Raw genomic sequence first — 21,196 nt, 5'->3', positions numbered from 1 at the left:
TCTACCTCTTCTTATATTATTATTGAGCGACAACGACCATTGCTGGACGTAACACTCTATCTTTTAATTTATATCCTTTTTGAAGGACTTGAACAATTGTATCTGCTTTTTGATCATCAGAAGCTGGAACTGTTTGAACTGCTTGGTGAACATTTGGATCAAAAGTAACGTCATCAGTTGCAATTTCTATAACGTCATTATTAGTTAATGCTTTTTGTGCATCTTTATAAACTAATTCAATACCTTTTTTAAGTTGTTCGCCACTCTCAGTGTCAACCTCAATTGCCAATGCTCGTTCCAAATTATCGATAACTGGTAGAACATCTTTAGCTAATGATTGCCCGCTATACTTTAAGAGTTGTTCTTGTTCTTTCTTAAAGCGTGTATTCATATTTGCCATTTCGGCTTCTGCTCGTAAATATTTATCTTCCATTGTGTCTAAACTAGCTTGTAACTCAACTAATTTATCTGCATCAGAAGGCTTTTTACTAAATTTTTCTTTTACTTTATCAGTAACAGAACTTTTTTTCTCATTTTGATTAGTTGCTTCACTAGACTGATGTTGCTCTTGTGTAACATCTTCTTCAACTAAATCTTCTTTGGCATCTTTAACCACACACAACACCCCTTTTCTTATTTATCAAATTGTTGATAATAATCTAACAATTTTTTAGCAAGCTCATCACTAAATGCATCTAATAAACCAATCATTTTTGAATATGGCATATTTGTAGGACCCAATAATGCGATAACCCCTTGACCATGGTCACTAACATCATAACTAGCTGATATAAGACTATAGTTATCAAGTAATTGGTTCGTTAATTCCTCACCAATTTTAATTTGAATAGGTTTACCTTGAATTCCAATTAATTCACCAATATTCTTGTTATTTGATGTGTCTACTAAATCATATAATGATTTTAATTCATCCACGTTACTATCGGTAGCAAAATCTAATATATTAGATTTACCGCCAACAAAAACTTGTTCACGTGCTGCCTGCTTTAAAATATTACCAAAAATATCTAAAATACCAGCTGGCCTACGCATATAATTAACCAACATAACTGGGATACTTGTTCTTAACTTCTTAGAAATTTCAGCTAATGACAACCCAATTAATTGGTCATTCAACAACCTTGTTACGGCTTCTAAATCTGATCCGTTAATCGATTTAGGAATACTGAATGTCTGATTCTCAACAACGCCACTACTCATCACAAGAATAGCCATAATTCGATGATTTCCTAATGGTACTAATCGAAAACCTTCGAGACGACTTTCCATTGTTTCAGGTCGTAAAGAAATCGCTGTATAATTTGTTAAGTCCGAAAGAATCTTAGTTGATTCTGCAAATATTTCATCAATCTTTTGAAAATGAACACCAAGAGAATTTTGAATATTCGCTAATTCCGCTGCTGGAACAACGCCGGGTTTAACAATGTGATCAACATAATATCGATAACCTAAAAATGAAGGAATTCTACCAGAAGAAGAATGTGTTTTTTTAATTAACCCATTATTTTCCAATGTCACCATTTCATTTCTGATAGTTGCTGAACTTACATGCATTGGTAAAAAATCAACGACCGATTTAGAACCAACAGGTTGACCAACCTCTGTATATACTCTGACAATTGCTTCTAACACTAACATTTGTCTTTCTGTTAGCATGATCAATCACCTCTTTTTAGCACTTAACACAATGGAGTGCTAAGACAACTATTAATATACTAAATGTTGAGATTATTGTCAAGGAATGCACTCACTTTTTTAAAGAAAATGGCTGACTAAATATATCCTATTTAGTCAGCCATTAAACCAATACTTATATGTGTTGGTCAAAATAAGTATTAGTATTTTTTTTATCTTTATTTAATTGCGTAATTAATCCAGGAATACCTTCAAATTTAACTTCACTTCTCAAATATGCTAACCATTGAACCGTAACAATTTGGCCATAAATCATCTCGTTGAAATCAAATAAATTTATTTCGACCGTTAATTCACGATTTTTTCCAAACGTTACGTTGTAGCCAATAGATGCCATCCCACGATACCAGACATCACCAACCTGAACGCTAGTCACATATATTCCGGGTCCCGGAATTCGAATGTGTTCATTGAATTCTAAATTTAATGTTGGAAAGCCAAGTTCTCTACCTCTAGCTTCACCGTGAACAACTTTACCAAGTGTTTCATATTTATAGCCCAATAACTTATTAACATCGCTAATATGTCCGTTATCAATTTCCATTCTAATTCGAGATGAACTTATCTTTTGATGATTCGTCGCTAATTCAGGCACAGTAATAATTTCAAATTTTTGATTAGCATATAAAGGTAGTGTATCCATATTTGCGATATCTTTTTTACCATACGTATAATCAAATCCTGCAACTACTACCTTTACATGCAATGCAACCATATATTTATCGACAAAATCTTGTGGTTCCATTTTTGCTAAACTATTATTTAGCGTTAAAATATAAAAAATATCAACGCCTAATTGCTTCATTAATAATATTTTTTTTTCCATAGACGTTAAATATTTTACACTTTGTTCGGGTGCTTTTTGAAATTGTACTGACGGATGCTTATCAAATGTCATTACTGCAAGTTTAATATTTTTTTCGTTAGCTTTTTGCTTAGCTTCTTGTATTACTTTTTGATGTCCTAAATGAACACCGTCAAAAAAACCCATAGCAAGTGAAATAGAATCATTACTAATTTCGTTAGGGTTATACGGTTCAGTTAAATAAATAACTTTCATGTTCCAATATCTTCCTTTATCCTAAATCAAACATTGTCTCAGACTGATAACGATTTTTTTCACTATTCAATCTGTATAAACATCTAATTTTATTTTCATAAACTAGAGAAACTGTTGGCTCATTATTAAACGAATCAACTGCTAAAAATCCACCATTTTGGACAATAAGCCACTGTTCAGTTGTTAATTCATACCTTTTAAATGATGTTAGCGCTGTATCAATTGGATATAACAACGATTCTAACGTCCCATTGACTTTAGCCTCATTTAATTGGTCCAGGGTAAACGCCTTATCAATTCTAAAACCGCCGCTTTCCAGTCTAGTCAGGTCGGACATAACTGCAGGTACACCTAATTTTTTACCGAGATCAACAGCTAGCGTCCTAACATAGGTCCCTTTTCCACATGCAACTTCAAAATAAATTTTTTGTCTTTTATTTTCTAAATCATATTCTGTAGCTTTCGTTTGAATAAATGAAGTCACCGTTATTTGTCTTTCTGGACGTTCCACTGTTTCACCTTTACGAGCGTAATCATATAAGCGACGTCCGTTTACTTTAACAGCTGAGAACATTGGTGGAATTTGAATCATTGTACCTGTCATCTGGTTCATAACATCATCAATTTCTTCCGATGTGAAAGGATCTATAATCTCTTTTTCTTCGATTATTTCGCCATCTAAATCTTCAGTTTCTGTAGAGAAACCAAGTGTTATTTCACCCGCATATACTTTGCCAGAATTCATCAAATAGTTTACTGTTTTTGTCGCTTTACCAATACAAATCGGTAGAACACCATCAACATTTGGATCAAGAGTACCTGAATGACCAACTTTTTTGGTTTGAAAAATGCCACGACACTTAAAAACACAATCATGACTGGTCATACCACGTTCTTTGAATAGTGGAATAATTCCGTCCATTGTCTTACCTCCGTTAATATACTTTTAACAGTATATCATAATCAGTAAAACAAGGGATATCGATTCTAATTTTTATAAATATTGAAATTTCTATTTAAGAGATAACTATCTATCATCATTCCTAAATACCTATTTACCAACAGTTTTAGCTACGTTATTATTCACAAAACTTCCCATAAACATCATAATTTTTTATTCTTTCCATAACGTTATCCATTTCTTTTTGTAGTGCAGGCCGATTTTTATATTTCTTTTTCAAACCCTCACAAAGAGATATTGCTACTTCCTCATCTCCAAAGTTATTATACCGTAAAATATAATCGCCAATATTTTGATAGTCTTTTCTATTTTTAGCTTTAACTATTAAATCTTTAACTATGCTTTCAAACATCATGTTAGCTTCTTTGGGATATAGTGGGTAAATATATTTTCCATAATTCATAAATAAATTCAGATTTTTTTTAATTAATTGTAGCAAAATGGTAGCTTCGTTTTCATCTGCTAATATCTGTGCAAGTTGCCAATTATCAAGTGTTTTAGAAATGTTTTTCAGAATATCAGGGTATTCAGCTTTCCAAAATCCATTATCAACTAAAAGCTTTTTTAATTTTTTATAATCGGAATCATTGCCTTTATATAATGCCTGTTTTAAATACTCAATTCTTTTTTGAACTTGATTTGTCTCCTCATAGATAGTATCTAGTCGAGTATACCAAGGTTGTAAATATTGAATATTTTTATCATTATCTGTAATTAATTTTTTTAGTACTAATTTTTCTGCAACTTCATAGTCTTTTCTTGAAACAGCTAACTCAACTTTAAACATTCTAACATCATCAATATCTAAATTATTATTAATAATTTCTTCTGCTTCTTTAATTTTATTTACTTGGAAGAACAATTTAATTTTAAATAATAAATATTTACTTTTCCTATCTTGTTGTGTATATTCATCAAATCTTGTACTAATTTTATCGGCAATTTTCAATACTTTATCCGTATTTTTTGTATTTAGCAAAGGAAGAATGAGACTGAGTAAATCAAAATCACTCACCGCCCATTCATTCCAAAAATTTTTTTTAGCATATCGAATAACATTCGTAACAATTAATTTTTTCTTTTCATCTGCCCCATCTTTAACAGACAGTTTTTCTACATAAATCCGTATTTTAGAAAGTATACTCTCTTGCTCAATCATAAACCCTAATTCTGTATACTCACTGACCTTTACTAATTGTTCTAATAAATCTAATAATATTAACATAGGTGCTTTTAAATAATTTTGACTAAATCTCACGTCACAAATAGAGAGCAGATTATCGACTACTTCACTAATATTGTCGTATCCTCTCCACGAAACATACCCTTGTTTCCTATTTTCATAAATAATTTCTCGAATTCGTTCCTTTGCATCTTCTATTTCTTCTTCTTCATCCAAAAATCCCAAATCAGCTAATATATCATTCTTTATTTCGTATTTATTCTCAGTATATTTTGTTAGTAATCGAATTAATACTTCTTTTGACTGTGAAGTTAATAATTCTTTATATTGCTCTGAATTCAAATTAGTACCTCTTTCTAATATATATTTTGAAAATTAAATTAATTTTTTAAAGGAAATTACCACACTATCTAATGATTGTTGAATAGTGGTATAAGAAAAATTCATAATTCTTCAAATGAATTAGTATTCAACTACACCATATAATCAAAGATATGAGATACCAATACTTACAACTAATTTTACTTGATTACTATTAAAAATAAAAGATATGATTATATTATAAGATAATATCTCCATTGATGAGGAGAAAAAAAGGCCTAATCACTAAGGATTAGGACCTTCATAAAGTTATCCATCAACAACAGTTTAAATAGAGCAACAAACGGTATCAGGATTTTTATTTTAATATTCAGAATCTATCTTTTTAAGTAATTGATCAATTTTATCACCATATTGAACTGACTCATCTCTTACAAAAACCAATTCTGGTGTTTTATAAATTGATAATCTTGATCCAAGTTCACCACGAATTAATCCAGAAGCTTTTTCCAAACCACGTTGTGTTTTTTGTGCATCTGATGCCATATTTGACAATATACTATAGTAAATTGTCGCCTGTTGTAAATCACCAGTTACATTAACTCCCGTAATTGTGACACCTTCAACTCGAGGATCTCTCACTCGTTTTAAAAGAATATCATTAACTTCTTTTTGAATTTCTTGTGATAAACGACCTACACGGTAATGTTGTGTCATTTTATATCCTCCTATAGTTGTTATGAATTATTTAACTGGAACTTCTTCCATAACGTAGGCTTCAATTTGGTCGCCTTCTCTAATGTCATTGTATTTTTCAATCATGACACCACATTCGAAACCTTGTTTAACAATTTTAGCGTCATCTTTAAAGCGTTTCAAGCTTGCTAATTTACCTTCATAAATAACAATACCATCACGAATTAAACGAACGCCGCTATCTCTTTCGATGTAACCTTCAGTGACGTAAGCACCACCAATTGTTCCAACTTTTGTAACTTTATATGTTTCACGAATTTCAACTTGTCCAGTTATTTTTTCTTCAAAGACTGGTTCAAGCATTCCCTTCATAGCCGTTTCAATTTCTTCAATTGCGTTATAAATAACACGATGTAAGCGAATATCAACTTCGTCAGATTGTGCTTGAAGTTTAGCTTGAGGTGTTGGACGAACATTAAATCCTATAATGATAGCATTACTTGCTTCTGCCAAAGTAACATCACTTTCAGTAATTGCACCAGCTGCTTGATGAATGATATTAACTCGAACACCTTCAACATCAATCTTCTTCAAACTTCCTGCAAGAGCTTCAACTGAACCTTGAACATCTGCTTTAATAATAACAGCAACTTCTTTTAATTCGCCTTCTTTAAGTGAATCAAACAAGTTATCAAGTGTTACATGCGTAACATTTCCACGTTCTTTTGTTAAAGCACGTTTAGCACGTTCTTCACCAGCTGCACGAGCAGTTTTTTCATCATCAAAGACAACGAAACGATCGCCAGCACCTGGAACATCATTCAAACCAGTAATTTCTACTGGTGTAGCAGGTTTAGCTTTATTAACTTGACGGCCTTTATCATTTGTCATAGTACGGACACGTCCGAAACTATTACCAACAACAATTGGATCACCAACTTTTAACGTACCTTGTTGAACAAGTAATGAAGCAACTGTTCCACGGCCTTTATCAAGACGAGCTTCAATAACAGATCCAATACCCTTTTGTTTTGGATTTGCTTGTAATTCAAGAACTTCGGCTTCAAGTAAAATCATTTCTAATAATTCATCAAGGTTTGTGCCTGTTTTCGCTGAAATTTCAACGAAAATAGTATCACCACCCCAACTTTCAGGAATTAATTCATATTCAGCCAATTGTTCTGTAACATGAGCAGGATTAGCACCGGGCTTATCCATTTTATTAACAGCAACAATAATAGGTACATTGGCTGCTTTAGAATGATTAATTGCTTCAATTGTTTGAGGCATAACCCCATCATCAGCAGCAACAACTAAAACAGTGATATCAGTAATATCGGCACCACGAGCACGCATATTTGTAAATGCAGCATGTCCAGGTGTATCTAAGAATGTAATTGTTTTATTATCATGTTTTACTTGGTAAGCACCAATATGTTGTGTAATACCACCAGCTTCACCATCAGTAACATGTGTATGACGTAATTTATCAAGTAAGGTTGTCTTACCATGATCAACATGTCCCATGATTGTAACAACTGGTGGTCTTGAAACAAGATTATCTTCATTTTTAATTTCTGCATCAAACATTTTATCAATATCAGCAACATCTACATCGATTTTAGCTTCTGATTTAATACCATATTCTGCTGCTAAAATTTCAATTGTATCTGTATCGAGTGTTTGATTTTGGTTAACCATTACGCCTAACATAAATAATTTTTTAATAATTTCTGCTGGTTCACGATGAATCTTTTTAGCAATTTCAGCAACATTAGTTGCAGCATTGTAATATAAGATTTCTGGTAATGGTTTATCTTTTCTGGGTGATACAGGTGGTTTTGGTGTCGTTGAACGACGGTTTTTCTTATTTCTGTTACGTTTGTTATAAGGATTATTCCCATAACGGTTATTATTATTAAATCTCGAACGTCCTTGCTGATTAGCATTACCATTATTAGCAGTTCTAGCACTTGATTGTGTACTATTTTGAGGACGATTTGCTGGCTTTTCATTTGTTGTCTTTGGTGCAGCGTTAGTTGTTCTTGCTACTGGTTTTGAAGCTACCTGCGATGATTTTTGAGCAACAGGTTTACTATTCGTTGTTTTAGCAGGTTGTGCTGGTTTCTTTGCAACAGGTTTTGCTACTGGTTTTTTCGGTGTTGCATTAGATACAGTTTTTTCAACCATTTTCTTTGCAGCAACTACTTTAGCAGCGCCCTTTTTAAATTTATCGCGAATCTGACGTTCTTCATTATCACCAATAGTTGACATATGATTTTTAACATCAAAACCTTTTGTCGTTGCAAAATCAATAATATCTTTAGTATTTAATTCTAGCTCTTTAGCTAATTCATAAATTCTTTTTTTTCCCATATTTGCATGCTCCTTCTATATATCCATTAAGTCACACATCCTTCTGCTAAAACCTTTATCGGTAATAGCATACACTGTGCGCTGTTGTCCAACGGCCTCACTTAAACTGGCTTTTGAAAATCCAACATATAATTTAACATTATAGCTGTTGCACTTATCTGTTACTTTTTTTAAAGTCGCTTGTCCACAATCTTCAGAAAGAATAACCAATTTAGCTTTATTCTTCCTGACAGCATTCAATACTAGTCCTTCACCAGTCACCAACATACCTGCGCGTCTGGTCAAGCCTAGCATTTGTAAGAATTTTTGACTATTTTTCATCTTTAAATAATTCTCGTCTAGCTACCTGATGGTCAACATATTCGACAAGTTCTTCATAAAATGATTCGTCAATCTTAATACCGAATGCTTTATTGAATGTTCTTTCTTTTTGAGCCTGCTTCGCCACATCTACATCAAGAAAAATATATGCGCCACGCCCTGGTTTCTTACCTGTTGGATCTAAAGATACTTCATTTTCTTTATTCTTAACAACACGAACAAGTTCTTTTTTAGGTTTCATTTCACCCGTAACGATATCTTTACGCATTGGAATTTTACGATTAATCACTTTAATTTGCCTCCAAATCAATTACCGATCAGTTTTAATCGGCTTATTTGTTTGTTTCAGAAACTTCTTTTTCTTCACTACTGTTAACCATATCAGATTCAGATTTAATATCAATTTTAAACGTTGTTAATTTTGCAGCTAATCGTGCATTTTGACCTTTTTTACCAATTGCTAATGACAATTGGTGATCTGGCACAACTACAGTACAAGCATGATCATTTTCTGGATTAAAGACAACATTGACAACTTCTGCAGGATTCAAAGCATTAGCAATGTATTTTGCAGGATCTTCATTCCATTCAACAATATCCATATTTTCGCCTTTTAATTCATTAACAATAGTTTGTACACGTTGTCCTTTAGGACCAACACAAGTACCAACAGCATCGATATCTGGATTATTCGAACGAACAGCTACCTTAGCACGGTCACCTGCTTCACGAGCAATTGATACAATTTCAACTGTTCCGTCATATATTTCAGGAACTTCTTGTTCAAATAATCGTTTTAGCAAGTCAGGATGTGAACGACTAACAAAAACTTGAGGGCCTTTAGCAGCATTCTCAACTTTTGTGATATAAACTTTAATTCGATCATGTGGATTAAAACTTTCACCAGGAATTTGATCAATCTTAGCTAAAACAGCTTCCACTTTACCTAAATTAACATAAATATAACGATTATCATGACGTTCTACTTCACCGCTAACGATTTCATTTTCATATTGAATATATTGATCATAAACAATACTACGTTCAGCTTCACGAACACGTTGCATGATAACTTGTTTAGCAGTTTGTGCAGCAATTCGTCCAAAATCCTTAGGTGTAACTTCAAATCGAATTGAATCGCCAACTTCATATGCTTTATTAATCTCTAAAGCATCTTGCAAACTAACTTCAAGACGTGAATCAAAGACTTCTTCGACTACTTCTTTAACCGCATAAACTGTAATATTACCTTTTTTTGAATCAAACTCTACTTCAACATTTTGTGCTTGATTGTAATGACGCTTGTATGCAGAAACTAATGCTGCTTCAATGGCATCAATAATAACTTCTTTTTTAATACCTTTTTCTTCTTCTAACACTGTAAGTGCACTTAATAGTTCTTTACTCATCTTTAATTTACTCCTTTATAAAAAGCTACTTAAAATTTGATAGCTAAGCGCGCCTTAGCTATTTTTTGACGAGGAATAACGATCGTTCTCTTACGCGTTTTGTCCATATAAACAACTGTTAATTCATCAGCTGTTAATTCCGTTAAGGTACCTTGAAAAATTTTAGCGTTATTAATAGGTTCATATAGTGAAATATTAACGTATTCATTCAAAGCTCTTTCATAATCTTTTTCCTTTTTCAAAGGTCTTTCAGCACCAGGTGATGAAACCTCTAAAAAATAAGCTTGTGGAATTGGATCAGGATTAATCTCATCTAATTTTTCACTTAAAATATCACTAACAGCAACACACTCTTCAATTTTAATGCCTTCAGGTTTATCAATGTAAACTCTTAAAAACCAACTTGGGCCTTCTTTAACAAATTCAATGTCCACCAATTCAATATTCTGTTCATCAACAATTGGTTGAACTAGCTCTGTGACAGTCTCTATAACAGTACTCACACGTTACCCTCCTTACATTTTCCCAATAAAAAGAGTGAGCATCGCTGCTCACTCAAACAAGATATCAAAATACTTTCTTTAATATAGCATAATTTTCTGAAAACATCAACAAACTGCTATGTTCTCACTTTTTAGAAAAAGACATCATCAAAAATAGATAGTTGATTTTCATCTGGTAATGCTTTTAAAACATTATTTTCAGTCATATACTCAATTAATGACTTAGAAACTTTACCACGTTTAGCTAAATCTTCTTTAGATAAAAATGGGCGTTCCTCACGAGCAGCAATAATTTGCTTAGCAACGTTATTACCAAGACCTGGTACAGCTCTAAATGGTGCAATTAACTTATCACCATCAATTATCCAATTTGAATCATCTGATTTATCCAAATCAATCATCCCAAATTGGAAGCCACGTTCAAGCATTTCATTGCTTAATTCAAGGACCGTCAACAAATTTTTCTCTTTTGTTGATGCATCCATCCCTTTATCATTAATATCTTTCATTGCTTTTTTCACTGCTTCTTTACCATGCGACATTGCGACTAAATCAAAATCATCTGCTCTAACACTGAAATAAGCACAGTAATATAACATTGGAAAATAAACTTTATAGTATGCAATTCGTAAGGCCATCAAAATATACGCAGCAGCATGTGCCTTAGGGAACATATACTTGATTTTTAAACATGCTCCGATATACCAATCTGGAATTTTTGCTGCTTTCATCTCAGTTTGATAATCATCTGAGATACCTTTTCCTTTTCGAACACCTTCCATAATATTAAAAGCGCTACCAGCTTCCATACCCATATGAATAAGCCCCATCATGATATCATCACGACAGCCAATAACTTCCGGCATCGTGATTGTTCCATTAGAAATAAGTTCTTCAGCGTTTCCCAACCACACATCTGTACCATGTGATAGACCAGAAATTTTTAATAGTTCAGCAAATGTTTTAGGTTTTGTTTCTTCTAGCATCCCTCGAACAAATCTCGTTCCGAATTCCGGAATACCTAATGTACCTGTTTTTGAGAAAATTTCGTCGCTAGTAACACCAAGTACTTCAGGCCCTTGGAATATTTGCATAACGCCCTTATCATCCGTAGGGATTGTTTTTGGGTCAACTCCTGATAAATCTTGTAACATTCTAATCATGGTTGGATCATCATGACCCAAAATATCTAATTTCAAGATATTATCGTGGATAGAATGGAAATCAAAATGGGTTGTTTTCCATTCGGAAGTTGAGTCATCTGCTGGATACTGGATAGGTGAAAAATCATAAACATCCATATAGTTAGGGACAACTAAGATACCACCAGGATGTTGACCGGTCGTCCGTTTAACGCCAGTTGACCCCTTAGCAAGTCGATCTATCTCCGCATTTCTAAACGTTGCTCCAGTATCACGTTCATAACCCTTAACATAACCATAAGCCGTTTTATCTGCAACAGTACCAATTGTTCCTGCACGGAAAACATAATCTTCCCCAAATAAAACTTTCGTATAATTATGCGCAATTGCTTGATAATCACCCGAAAAATTCAAATCAATATCAGGAACTTTATCACCATAAAATCCAAGAAAAGTTTCAAATGGAATATCATGTCCATCTTTATCTAATGGTGTACCACATTTGGGACAGTCTTGGTCTGGTAAATCAAATCCAGACCCATATTCACCTTTTTCATAAAAATGTGTATATTTACATTTAGGGCATCGATAATGAGGTGGTAATGGATTAATTTCTGTTATTCCAGTCATTGTTGCAACAAGACTTGACCCAACAGATCCACGGGACCCTACTAAATAACCATCTTTGTTAGATTTATGAACTAATTTTTGTGAAATTAAATAAATAACTGAAAATTCATTATCAATGATACTTGTCAATTCTTTATCAAGACGTTTAACCACAGTTTCAGGTAACTCTTCTCCATAAAGTTCATGAGCGCGATTATAGGTTAATTGTTTAATTTCTTCTTCAGAGCCATCAATTTTCGGTGCATATAATCGATCTTTAACTGGAGAAATGTCATCATCAATCATATTAGCGATTAAATTCGTATTTGTAACAACGATTTCTTTAGCAACATCCGCACCTAAAAATTGGAATCCTTCCAACATTTCATTCGTTGTTCTAAAATGTGCATCAGGTAAAATAGAACGATTTAACGGATTAGCACCACCCATTGAATTAACAAGAATTTTACGATAAATACTATCTTCAGGGTTCATATAATGAACATCTCCAGTCGCAACAACCGGCTTATCCATTTCGTGTCCTAAATCAACCATATTTTGTAAAATTTCCTCTAAATTTTGATTATCCTTAATTAATTCTTGATGGATTAGAGGTTCATATAATGCTTTAGGCTGAATTTCTAAGTAATCATAAAACTTAGCCTTTTCTTTAGCCTCTTCCATCCCTTTTTGCATCATTGCTGTAAATACTTCACCTGAGTCACACGCTGAACCAACGATAATACCTTCACGATATTTATTTAACTCACTTCGAGGGATGCGGGGCATCCGATAAAAATAATCTATCATCGAAGTTGAAACTAATTTAAACATATTTTTAAGTCCGGCTTGAGTTGTCGCAAGTAACGTAACATGGAATGGACGTGCTTGTTTGTAAGCATCATGCTCACCCATATGATCATTCAATTGAACATGTGACGTTATTTCAAATCGTTCCTTAGCATCTTTAATAAAGATATTACACAAAAGACCAGTTGTCTCAGCATCATAAATAGCGCGATGATGATGTTCCAAGTTAACATTGAATTTTTTGGAAAGTGTATTTAATCTAAACCCTTTTAATTCGGGATGTAAAAATCTTGCTAACGTTAACGTATCAATGATTGGATTTTGCATAGGTTCCATGCCATGACGTTCATATCCAGTATTCATAAAGCCAATATCAAAACTAGCATTATGGGCAACTAGAATACTACCTTCTGAAAATTCTCTAAATAATTTAAAAACTTCTTCTTCAGATTTTGATCCATGAACCATTTCATCCGTAATTGAGGTTAAATTAGTTGTTGTTTCAGATAAATGATGTCCTGGATCAATAAATTCATCAAATTCTTCAATGACATTTCCCTTTGTCATTTTAACAGCAGCTAATTCAATAACTTTATCAAATCGAGCAGATAAACCCGTTGTTTCCGTATCAAAAGTAACATAAGTGGCTTCTTCTAGATTTACATCCTTATCATTAAAAGCAATTGGAATACCATCATCAACAACGTTAGCCTCAACACCGTACAAAATTTTAATATTATTTTTCTTTCCAGCAGAATGAGCCTCAGGAAAACTTTGTAAGGTAGAATGATCCGTAATCGCAATTGCTTTTTGTCCCCATTTACTGGCTTGCTGTACATAATCCGTAATTGAATTTGTGGCATCCATTTGACTCATATTTGAGTGTAAATGTAATTCAACACGTCGTTCATCATCTGGAGCTGTTTCTTGACGGCTTGGGTGGTCGACTTGATTAATATCGTAAGCATTCACCACTAGATCTCGCATAAAATTATCTTCTTGTACTGCACCACGAACTCTGACCCATTCTTTTTCTTGAATAGCAGCAAACATCGCTTCGTCTTCTTCATTACGAGAGAATTTTTTTACGGTCATGGATGAACTATAATCCGTCATTTTAATGATCATTAATTGTCTTTCAGACTTAAGCGTCCGGATTTCCTTAGAGAAAATATATCCCTCAATAATAACCGAGCGTTCCTCTTCAATGATTTCAACCATCCGTTTTGCAGGCTCTTTTGTACTAATCTTTTTACCCATTTGAACAGGTCCATTAATTACAGTTTGAGAATCAGTCTTTTTCTTTTCATTTTGTTTCTGAATAGTTTCTGTTGCCTTCTGCATCATTATGGCATCTTGAGATTCTTTTCGCTGTCTAATTTCTTCTATTTTTTCTTGTGATTTTGATTCATCTAATAATGTATTAATATTTATCTGTGGAAATCCGACCATTTGATACGCAGTTTCAATTGGTCCTAATGCTTGACCTGTTAAGAACGTTTTTACAATTTCATTTTCAGCCATTAACATCACTCGTCTATCATCAAGATAAGGGACGTTCCCATGAAAAAGTTCTTGTACTAGCGAAGAATTAGCTTCACTATTTTTAACTGCCCATGTCCAATAATCGCCTAAAAGTTGGTTTGTTAATTCTGGTTGCTCAACTTGAACAGTTATTTTTGTTTTTGCAATATCTTTAAATGTAATTGCAATTTTATTTTCTAAGTCACTAAATAATGAAAATGGCAAAATTTTAGGGGCAACTAGCTTGAATTCCCATAGTTTTGACTTTTCATGAACAGTTACGGTTGAAATTTCAATTAAATCCAATATTTCACTATCTTGTTGGTCACTTGATTGAAAATTAATTTGTTCTAATAGTTTATTGAATAATTCTTTATTATTAAGCGACAAATGATTGACTCCTTTTCTAAAAATGAAAAAGAGACTGAGTCAAAATTTTCTTTTGAACTCAATCTTCTTTAACTAGTTTTGATTTTCTTCTTTTAATAAAATTGAGATAGAGCTCTCTAATTCGTCTTTCGTTACTTCAATCGTTTCACCATTTCTACGTAACTTCACTTCAACGATACCATCAGCAGCTTTCTTACCAACTGTAATTCGAACAGGTAATCCAATTAAATCTGAATCAGCAAATTTAACACCTGCACGTTCTTTACGATCATCAAGCAATACTTTGTAACCATTTTCAGTCATTTTTTTGTCAATTTCATTAGCTAGAGCCATTTGTTCATCATTTTTAGCATTAATTGGAATTACATGAACATCGTATGGTGCAATACTTCTAGGCCATACTAAACCATTTTCATCAGCTTGTTGCTCTGCAATGGCTGCAAGTAAACGACTAACGCCGATTCCATAACAACCTAATATCACAGGTTTTTCGCGGCCATTATCATCTAAGATATTAGCGCCCAATGCCTCAGAATATCGTGTTCCAATTTTGAAGATATGACCAATTTCAATCCCCTTAGTAAATTTCAATTCGCCTTCCCCTTCAGGTGAAGTTTCACCTTCTTGAGCCAAACGTAAATCTACAAATTTATCTACTCGGTAATCACGATCAATATTTGCGTTAAATAAATGAGAACCAGTCGTATTTGCACCAACGACCGCATTTATCATTCCCTTAATTCCTTCGTCGGCAACAATTGTTACGTCTTCTGTAACACCAACAGGTCCAAGTGAACCAAACTCTGCACCCAACACTTCAGTAACATCTGAATCAGTTGCCATACGTAAAAAATCAGCGCCTAATGTGTTTTTTAATTTAATTTCATTCAAAATATCATTTCCGCGCATTAAAACCATCACTGGTTTTTCATCAGCCATAAATAATAATGATTTTATTAAATTTTCACTTGCTGTATCAATAAATTTAGCCAACTCATCAATTGTTTTAATATTTGGTGTTTCAATTTTTTCAATATCTTTAATCGCTTCATGTGAATTCTTATATGTTTTCAAACTTTTTGCCATTTCTAAATTAGCTGCATAATCGCTCTTATCAGAATAAACGATTGTATCTTCACCAATATCAGAAATTGCCATAAATTCTTTTGAATCATTACCGCCCATTGCACCTGCATCACCAATAATACTTCTAAAATTAAGACCACAGCGTTCAAAAATATTTTGATATGCACGATTCATTTTTTGATAAGTATCATTTAAACTTTCTTCATCCGCATGGAATGAATAAGCATCTTTCATTAAAAATTCACGGCCTCTTAATATACCAAAACGAGGTCTATTTTCATCACGATATTTTTGTTGTATTTGGAACATTGTCAGTGGTAATTTTTTATATGATTTGATTTCATCACGAATTAAAGAAGTAAATGTTTCTTCATGAGTTGGTCCTAAAATAAATTTTCTATCATGTCGATCTTTTAATTTAAAAAGTGTATCACCATAGGTTTCATAACGACCTGTTTCTTCCCATAATTCAGCAGGAATAACGGCAGGTACAAGCATTTCAACCGCTCCAATTGCTTCCATTTCTTCGCGAATAATTGTTTCAATTTTTCTAATAACGGAGAAAGCTAATGGTAAATAACTGTACATTCCGGCTGAAACTTGTCGAATATATCCAGCTCGTAACATCATTTGATGACTGATAACCTCAGCATCGCTTGGAACTTCCTTCATTGTTGGTATTAATAATTGTGATTGTTTCATACTATTTTATTCTCCTTTTTCATTTAAAAGAAATAACGCTGAATATCATTCCATGTGACTAATATCATCAATATCATTAAAAATGCAAATCCAACTAATGTAATAACACCTTCTTTTTCAGGTGAAATTGGTTTGCCACGAATTCCTTCGATAATATTTAGTACTAATTTTCCACCATCTAAAGCTGGAATTGGTAATAAATTCACAATTCCTAAGTTAATTGATAAGAATGCAAGCAATGACACAACACTCGCCAACCCATAACTTGCTGCATTTGAAGTCACTGCATAAATTGCAACCGGACCACCAAAATCATTTAAGCTGACACCTTTAGTAAACATCCCTACTAATACAGCCACAATACTAGCCACGACACTCCATGATTGCGTAAACCCATAAGTAATTTTATTGATAAATGAGTGATCCATTTTAACTGTAATACCAATTTTACCGATCTTTGTTGAGTCTGTTTTACTTGATTCAGGTGTAATAACGATTGATTCTGTTTTACCGTTCCTTATTACTTTTAAGTCAGTTTTTTTATCAGGACGACTGCTAATCGCTGTCGTTAATTCAGTCCAGTTTGTTGTCTTTTTATCAGATACAGCTACAATTTTATCATTTGCTTTTAACCCCGCCCTTTGAGCCGCAGAATTCTCTTGAATTGTACCAATTTGATTCAAATTGGTTGCAACGCCACCTTGCATAAAAGCAAGTAGTATAAATGCAACAATAGCTAATAAAAAGTTATTCATCGGTCCAGCAAAATTCGTTAAAATTCGATTCCAAAGCGTAGCTGATTGAAATTGAACATCTTCAGGAGCGATTTGAATTTCTGTGCCATCTTTTTCAATTATTAACGCATCATGATCAACATTATATTTTTTTACTATCTCTTCATTACCATTTTCATATCCTGTAATCCAGAGTTCTTTTTGCAAATCACTATCTAGGTATTCGATTGGGATACCATTATACAGCGTTGTTTTTTTACTCGTATTAATCTTTGTAACCTTATTATTACTATCCAGTATTAAACTCATAGGCATACCAGGTTTTAAATCTTCATCTTCATCATCAGCGATTCCCGCCATTCTAACATATCCACCAAGAGGTAATATTCTTAAAGTGTACGTTGTACTACCTCTATGGAATGAAAGTATTTTTGGCCCCATACCAATTGAAAATTCACGAACTAAAATTCCAGCACGTTTTGCAAAATAGTAATGACCAAATTCATGAATCACAACTAAAATTCCAAAAACGATAATAAATGTAATAATCGTTTTAATCATGTGAATCCTCCCCCTTTAATTTATTACATTAACCCAAATAAATGCATAATTGGCCATACAAATATTAAACTATCAAATCGATCTAAAATACCACCATGTCCAGGTAGAATACGTCCAGAATCTTTTACACCATAGAAACGTTTAAACGCGGACTCAACTAAATCACCGCATTGTCCAAATACCGAAAGGATTAACGTAATCAAAATCATTATAGGAAAAGAATGATTTTGTGGGAAGAAGTAAATAAAGATACTTCCTAACAGTGTAGCCATTAATGTTCCACCAATTGAACCTTCCCATGTTTTATTTGGACTAATATGTGGTGCTAATTTATTTTTACCAAACTTACGTCCAAACATGTAAGCACCTGTATCTGTTGTCCAGATAACAATTAAAATATATGCTAATGTCATTAATCCGTTAAAATCGTTGCCTCTTGCCGCAATAAAATAATGAAATCCCATCCCGACATATAAAGAACTTAAGACAAAAACACCAGCATCATCAAATGAAAAACGATTTTTTGAAGTAACCATATACATTAATAGAAGTGCAACAAGAAAATAAAATACATTTACAGAAGAAATGTGAGCTGGTAAAAATTTAAACCACTTATCTGGTGCAATCACAGTTATTGTCATTAAGATACCAAAAGTAGCCTCTGGTGATATCAATAATTTTTTCTTCATTACAAATACTTCCGAAATACCAATGCATCCTAAAATTAAAGCAAATATCTGCAATGGTAGTCCACCAATAATAACCAATGGTATGAAAATACAGAGAGCCACAATTGCCGTAATTACGCGCTGTCTCATAAAAATTCTCCTATTCTTTTATACCACCGAAACGGCGGTCTCTTTTTTGATAATTTAGTATTGCATCTTTTAATGCATCTTCAGAAAAATCAGGCCATAATGTATCAGTAAACACTAATTCACTATAAGCAATTTGCCATAATAAGAAATTAGATATTCTTTCTTCACCACTAGTTCTGATTAGTAATTCCGGATCATTATAAGGTGCTAAATTACTAGTCATTAAATACTGGTCAATTGTTTTATCTGTTATCTCTTCAACGCTTAGTTTACCATTAGAGGTATCAGTTGCAATATTTTTGATAGCCGTCACAATCTCTGCTCGCCCACCATAATTTAATGCAAAATTAAGAACCATCCCTGTATTATCTTTAGTATCTTCCACTGCATTTTGAACAGCTAATTTTGTTTCATTTGGAAGCTGATCAATGTAGCCCATAACATTAACTTTTACATTCTTTTCAATTAATTCTGGTACAAACTTATCAAAAAAAGTACCCGGTAAACTCATCAGGTAATTAACTTCTGTTTCGGGCCGTTTCCAATTTTCAGTAGAAAATGCGTAAAGTGTTAAAACTTTAATCCCTAAATCACTTGCAGCCATAGTTACTGTTTTTACAGTATCCATACCGGTTTTATGTCCCGCAATTCTAGGTAAATGCCTTTTTTTTGCCCAACGTCCATTACCATCCATTATAACAGCAACATGTTTAGGAATTCTTTCCATATCCAATTGGATTAATTCATTTGTTTTATTTTTTTTAAAATTAAAAGCCATATTGTACCTCCAAGAATAGTTACATGTTCTATTGTAGCAAAAAAACAGGCACAAAACGACGCCTGTCTTAAAATAAAGCTATTTATTTAAACTGCTAAAATTTCTTTTTCTTTATCTGCTTGAATATTATCAATATTTTTAATTGATGCATTCGTCACATCTTGAGCTTGTTTTTCTAAATCTCGTAAATCATCTTCGGTTAAATCACCATTTTTTTCTGATTTTTTCAAGGCATCAACTGCATCACGTCTGATATTACGAATAATAACTTTAGCATTTTCTGCTTCAGCTTTAACGTCTTTAGCTAATTCCTTACGACGTTCTTCTGTTAATTGAGGAATAACTAATCGAATTGCTGATCCATCATTCGAAGGGCTAATTCCTAAATCAGCAACTAATAAACCATGTTCAATATCCTTCAAAGCACTTTTATCAAATGGCGTAATTAAAAGTACGCGAGCTTCTGGTACTGAAATTTGTGCAACTTGATTAAGTGGCGTTGGTGCACCATAATAATCTACTGTCACATTATTCAATAAACTAGCATTAGCTCGACCAGCCCGAATATTACCAAGATTTTTTTGAAGTGAAACCTCTGCTTTTGACATTTTATCTTGAGCATCAACTAATATAGGTTCTGTTATTTTCATTTATTTTCCCCTAACGGTTGTTCCGATGGTTTCACCGAGAACAACTTTTTTTATATTTCCTGGTTCGTTCAAATTAAATACGACTAACGGAATATCATTATCCATCGATAATGTACTTGCAGTTGTATCCATAACTTGTAAGTTTTTATTAATTATATCTAAATGTGTTAATTCTTCATATTTTGTTGCTGAGTCATCCTTTTGAGGATCAGCAGAATAGACACCATCTACGCCATTTTTTGCCATCAATATAACATCAGCATTAATTTCTGCAGCTCTTAACGCTGAAGTTGTATCTGTTGAGAAATATGGTGAACCCGTACCCGCAGCAAAAATAACAACGCGACCTTTTTCAAGATGACGAACAGCTTTACGGCGAATATAGGGTTCTGCAATTTGGCGCATTTCAATAGCTGTTTGAACTCGAGTTGGGACACCTACAGACTCAAGATTATCTTGCAATGCTAGTGCATTCATAACTGTTCCTAGCATCCCTATATAATCTGCCTGCGCACGTTCCATACCCATTGCGGCTCCAGCTTCACCACGCCACATATTACCACCACCAACAACGATAGCGACTTCAACACCCATTTCTTGAATTTCTTTTAATTCTTCAGCAACTTTTCTAATTACAGGTGGATTAATACCAAATCCTTGTTCTCCGGCTAATGCTTCACCGCTTAACTTCAACATAACGCGTCGATACTTAACATCTGACATCCAATGTTCCTCCTACAATCTATTTACAATTATTTTACCATATTTTAGGTATAATTAATAATTCAATTTATATCAAAATAAATTTATTAAAAAAAGTTTGTGCTTAAAGCACAAACTTTTGGA

General features: G+C 33.1%; 18 protein-coding genes. All 18 read right to left on the bottom strand.

The features are described 5' to 3' along the window. Positions 1 to 19 precede the first annotated feature (19 nt). Complete coding sequence (gene grpE / locus AC1RP1_RS02025; protein ID WP_481761377.1) at positions 20 to 616, bottom strand: nucleotide exchange factor GrpE; 597 nt, start codon at positions 614 to 616, stop codon at positions 20 to 22. A 17-nt stretch (positions 617 to 633) separates the two neighbouring features. Beyond that, on the bottom strand, positions 634 to 1,677 hold the full coding sequence (hrcA, locus tag AC1RP1_RS02020; protein ID WP_409022460.1) for a heat-inducible transcriptional repressor HrcA: 1,044 nt from the start codon (positions 1,675 to 1,677) through the stop codon (positions 634 to 636). Positions 1,678 to 1,831: 154 nt separating this feature from the next. Beyond that, positions 1,832 to 2,776, bottom strand: a complete 945-nt coding sequence (ribF, locus tag AC1RP1_RS02015; protein WP_481761378.1) for a riboflavin biosynthesis protein RibF — start codon at positions 2,774 to 2,776, stop codon at positions 1,832 to 1,834. Between the two features lie 16 nt (positions 2,777 to 2,792). Then, entirely contained in the window at positions 2,793 to 3,698 is a 906-nt protein-coding gene (truB, locus tag AC1RP1_RS02010; RefSeq protein WP_481761379.1) for a tRNA pseudouridine(55) synthase TruB, read from the bottom strand. A gap of 157 nt (positions 3,699 to 3,855) precedes the next feature. Next, entirely contained in the window at positions 3,856 to 5,262 is a 1,407-nt protein-coding gene (locus tag AC1RP1_RS02005; protein WP_481761380.1) for a tetratricopeptide repeat protein, read from the bottom strand. Between the two features lie 342 nt (positions 5,263 to 5,604). Then, entirely contained in the window at positions 5,605 to 5,958 is a 354-nt protein-coding gene (gene rbfA / locus AC1RP1_RS02000) for a 30S ribosome-binding factor RbfA (protein WP_409022457.1), read from the bottom strand. A 27-nt stretch (positions 5,959 to 5,985) separates the two neighbouring features. Further along, positions 5,986 to 8,313 carry a translation initiation factor IF-2 gene (gene infB / locus AC1RP1_RS01995; protein WP_481761381.1) on the bottom strand — a complete coding sequence of 776 codons (2,328 nt, stop codon included), beginning with the start codon at positions 8,311 to 8,313 and terminating at the stop codon, positions 5,986 to 5,988. A 15-nt stretch (positions 8,314 to 8,328) separates the two neighbouring features. Next, on the bottom strand, positions 8,329 to 8,634 hold the full coding sequence (locus AC1RP1_RS01990) for a L7Ae/L30e/S12e/Gadd45 family ribosomal protein (RefSeq protein WP_409022455.1): 306 nt from the start codon (positions 8,632 to 8,634) through the stop codon (positions 8,329 to 8,331). Beyond that, positions 8,624 to 8,923 (bottom strand): RNase P modulator RnpM, encoded by a 300-nt coding sequence (gene rnpM, locus AC1RP1_RS01985; protein WP_409022454.1) that lies wholly within the window; start codon positions 8,921 to 8,923, stop codon positions 8,624 to 8,626. The genes AC1RP1_RS01990 and rnpM overlap by 11 nt, the downstream gene beginning before the upstream one ends. 43 nt (positions 8,924 to 8,966) lie before the next feature. After that, positions 8,967 to 10,043 (bottom strand): transcription termination factor NusA, encoded by a 1,077-nt coding sequence (gene nusA, locus AC1RP1_RS01980; protein ID WP_409022453.1) that lies wholly within the window; start codon positions 10,041 to 10,043, stop codon positions 8,967 to 8,969. 29 nt (positions 10,044 to 10,072) lie between these two features. Next, the gene (gene rimP / locus AC1RP1_RS01975; protein WP_409022452.1) at positions 10,073 to 10,546 is read right to left on the bottom strand and encodes a ribosome maturation factor RimP; all 474 of its coding nucleotides are present in this window, start codon (positions 10,544 to 10,546) and stop codon (positions 10,073 to 10,075) included. Positions 10,547 to 10,677: 131 nt separating this feature from the next. After that, a complete protein-coding gene (locus AC1RP1_RS01970) occupies positions 10,678 to 15,021 on the bottom strand; it encodes a PolC-type DNA polymerase III (protein WP_481761382.1) in 4,344 nt (1,447 codons plus the stop codon). Between the two features lie 72 nt (positions 15,022 to 15,093). After that, positions 15,094 to 16,809, bottom strand: a complete 1,716-nt coding sequence (locus AC1RP1_RS01965) for a proline--tRNA ligase (protein ID WP_481761383.1) — start codon at positions 16,807 to 16,809, stop codon at positions 15,094 to 15,096. A 23-nt stretch (positions 16,810 to 16,832) separates the two neighbouring features. Next, entirely contained in the window at positions 16,833 to 18,104 is a 1,272-nt protein-coding gene (rseP, locus tag AC1RP1_RS01960; RefSeq protein ID WP_481761384.1) for an RIP metalloprotease RseP, read from the bottom strand. A gap of 23 nt (positions 18,105 to 18,127) precedes the next feature. Further along, entirely contained in the window at positions 18,128 to 18,922 is a 795-nt protein-coding gene (locus AC1RP1_RS01955; protein WP_409022448.1) for a phosphatidate cytidylyltransferase, read from the bottom strand. A 10-nt stretch (positions 18,923 to 18,932) separates the two neighbouring features. Next, entirely contained in the window at positions 18,933 to 19,700 is a 768-nt protein-coding gene (locus tag AC1RP1_RS01950) for an isoprenyl transferase (RefSeq protein WP_481761385.1), read from the bottom strand. Positions 19,701 to 19,786: 86 nt separating this feature from the next. Then, the gene (gene frr, locus AC1RP1_RS01945) at positions 19,787 to 20,350 is read right to left on the bottom strand and encodes a ribosome recycling factor (protein WP_409022446.1); all 564 of its coding nucleotides are present in this window, start codon (positions 20,348 to 20,350) and stop codon (positions 19,787 to 19,789) included. Beyond that, positions 20,351 to 21,073: a UMP kinase gene (gene pyrH, locus AC1RP1_RS01940; protein WP_481761386.1), complete on the bottom strand. Its 723-nt coding sequence runs from the start codon at positions 21,071 to 21,073 to the stop codon at positions 20,351 to 20,353. Positions 21,074 to 21,196 lie beyond the last annotated feature (123 nt).

This window comes from Dellaglioa sp. CoH-56-MRSF-13, assembly GCF_056782095.1.
Note: the sequence above shows the minus strand (reverse complement) of the source record. Positions and strands in the feature narration are given on the sequence as shown.

What these genes read in the sequence shown, in the direction of transcription:
- AC1RP1_RS01950 (WP_481761385.1), bottom strand. Translation starts at nt 19,700, where the DNA reads ATGGCTTTTAATTTTAAAAAAAATAAAACAAATGAATTAATCCAATTG.
- AC1RP1_RS01990 (WP_409022455.1), bottom strand. Translation starts at nt 8,634, where the DNA reads ATGAAAAATAGTCAAAAATTCTTACAAATGCTAGGCTTGACCAGACGC.
- nusA (WP_409022453.1), bottom strand. Translation starts at nt 10,043, where the DNA reads ATGAGTAAAGAACTATTAAGTGCACTTACAGTGTTAGAAGAAGAAAAA.
- ribF (WP_481761378.1), bottom strand. Translation starts at nt 2,776, where the DNA reads ATGAAAGTTATTTATTTAACTGAACCGTATAACCCTAACGAAATTAGT.
- rbfA (WP_409022457.1), bottom strand. Translation starts at nt 5,958, where the DNA reads ATGACACAACATTACCGTGTAGGTCGTTTATCACAAGAAATTCAAAAA.
- infB (WP_481761381.1), bottom strand. Translation starts at nt 8,313, where the DNA reads ATGGGAAAAAAAAGAATTTATGAATTAGCTAAAGAGCTAGAATTAAAT.
- AC1RP1_RS01955 (WP_409022448.1), bottom strand. Translation starts at nt 18,922, where the DNA reads ATGAGACAGCGCGTAATTACGGCAATTGTGGCTCTCTGTATTTTCATA.
- pyrH (WP_481761386.1), bottom strand. Translation starts at nt 21,073, where the DNA reads ATGTCAGATGTTAAGTATCGACGCGTTATGTTGAAGTTAAGCGGTGAA.
- AC1RP1_RS01965 (WP_481761383.1), bottom strand. Translation starts at nt 16,809, where the DNA reads ATGAAACAATCACAATTATTAATACCAACAATGAAGGAAGTTCCAAGC.
- rseP (WP_481761384.1), bottom strand. Translation starts at nt 18,104, where the DNA reads ATGATTAAAACGATTATTACATTTATTATCGTTTTTGGAATTTTAGTT.
- frr (WP_409022446.1), bottom strand. Translation starts at nt 20,350, where the DNA reads ATGAAAATAACAGAACCTATATTAGTTGATGCTCAAGATAAAATGTCA.
- hrcA (WP_409022460.1), bottom strand. Translation starts at nt 1,677, where the DNA reads ATGCTAACAGAAAGACAAATGTTAGTGTTAGAAGCAATTGTCAGAGTA.
- truB (WP_481761379.1), bottom strand. Translation starts at nt 3,698, where the DNA reads ATGGACGGAATTATTCCACTATTCAAAGAACGTGGTATGACCAGTCAT.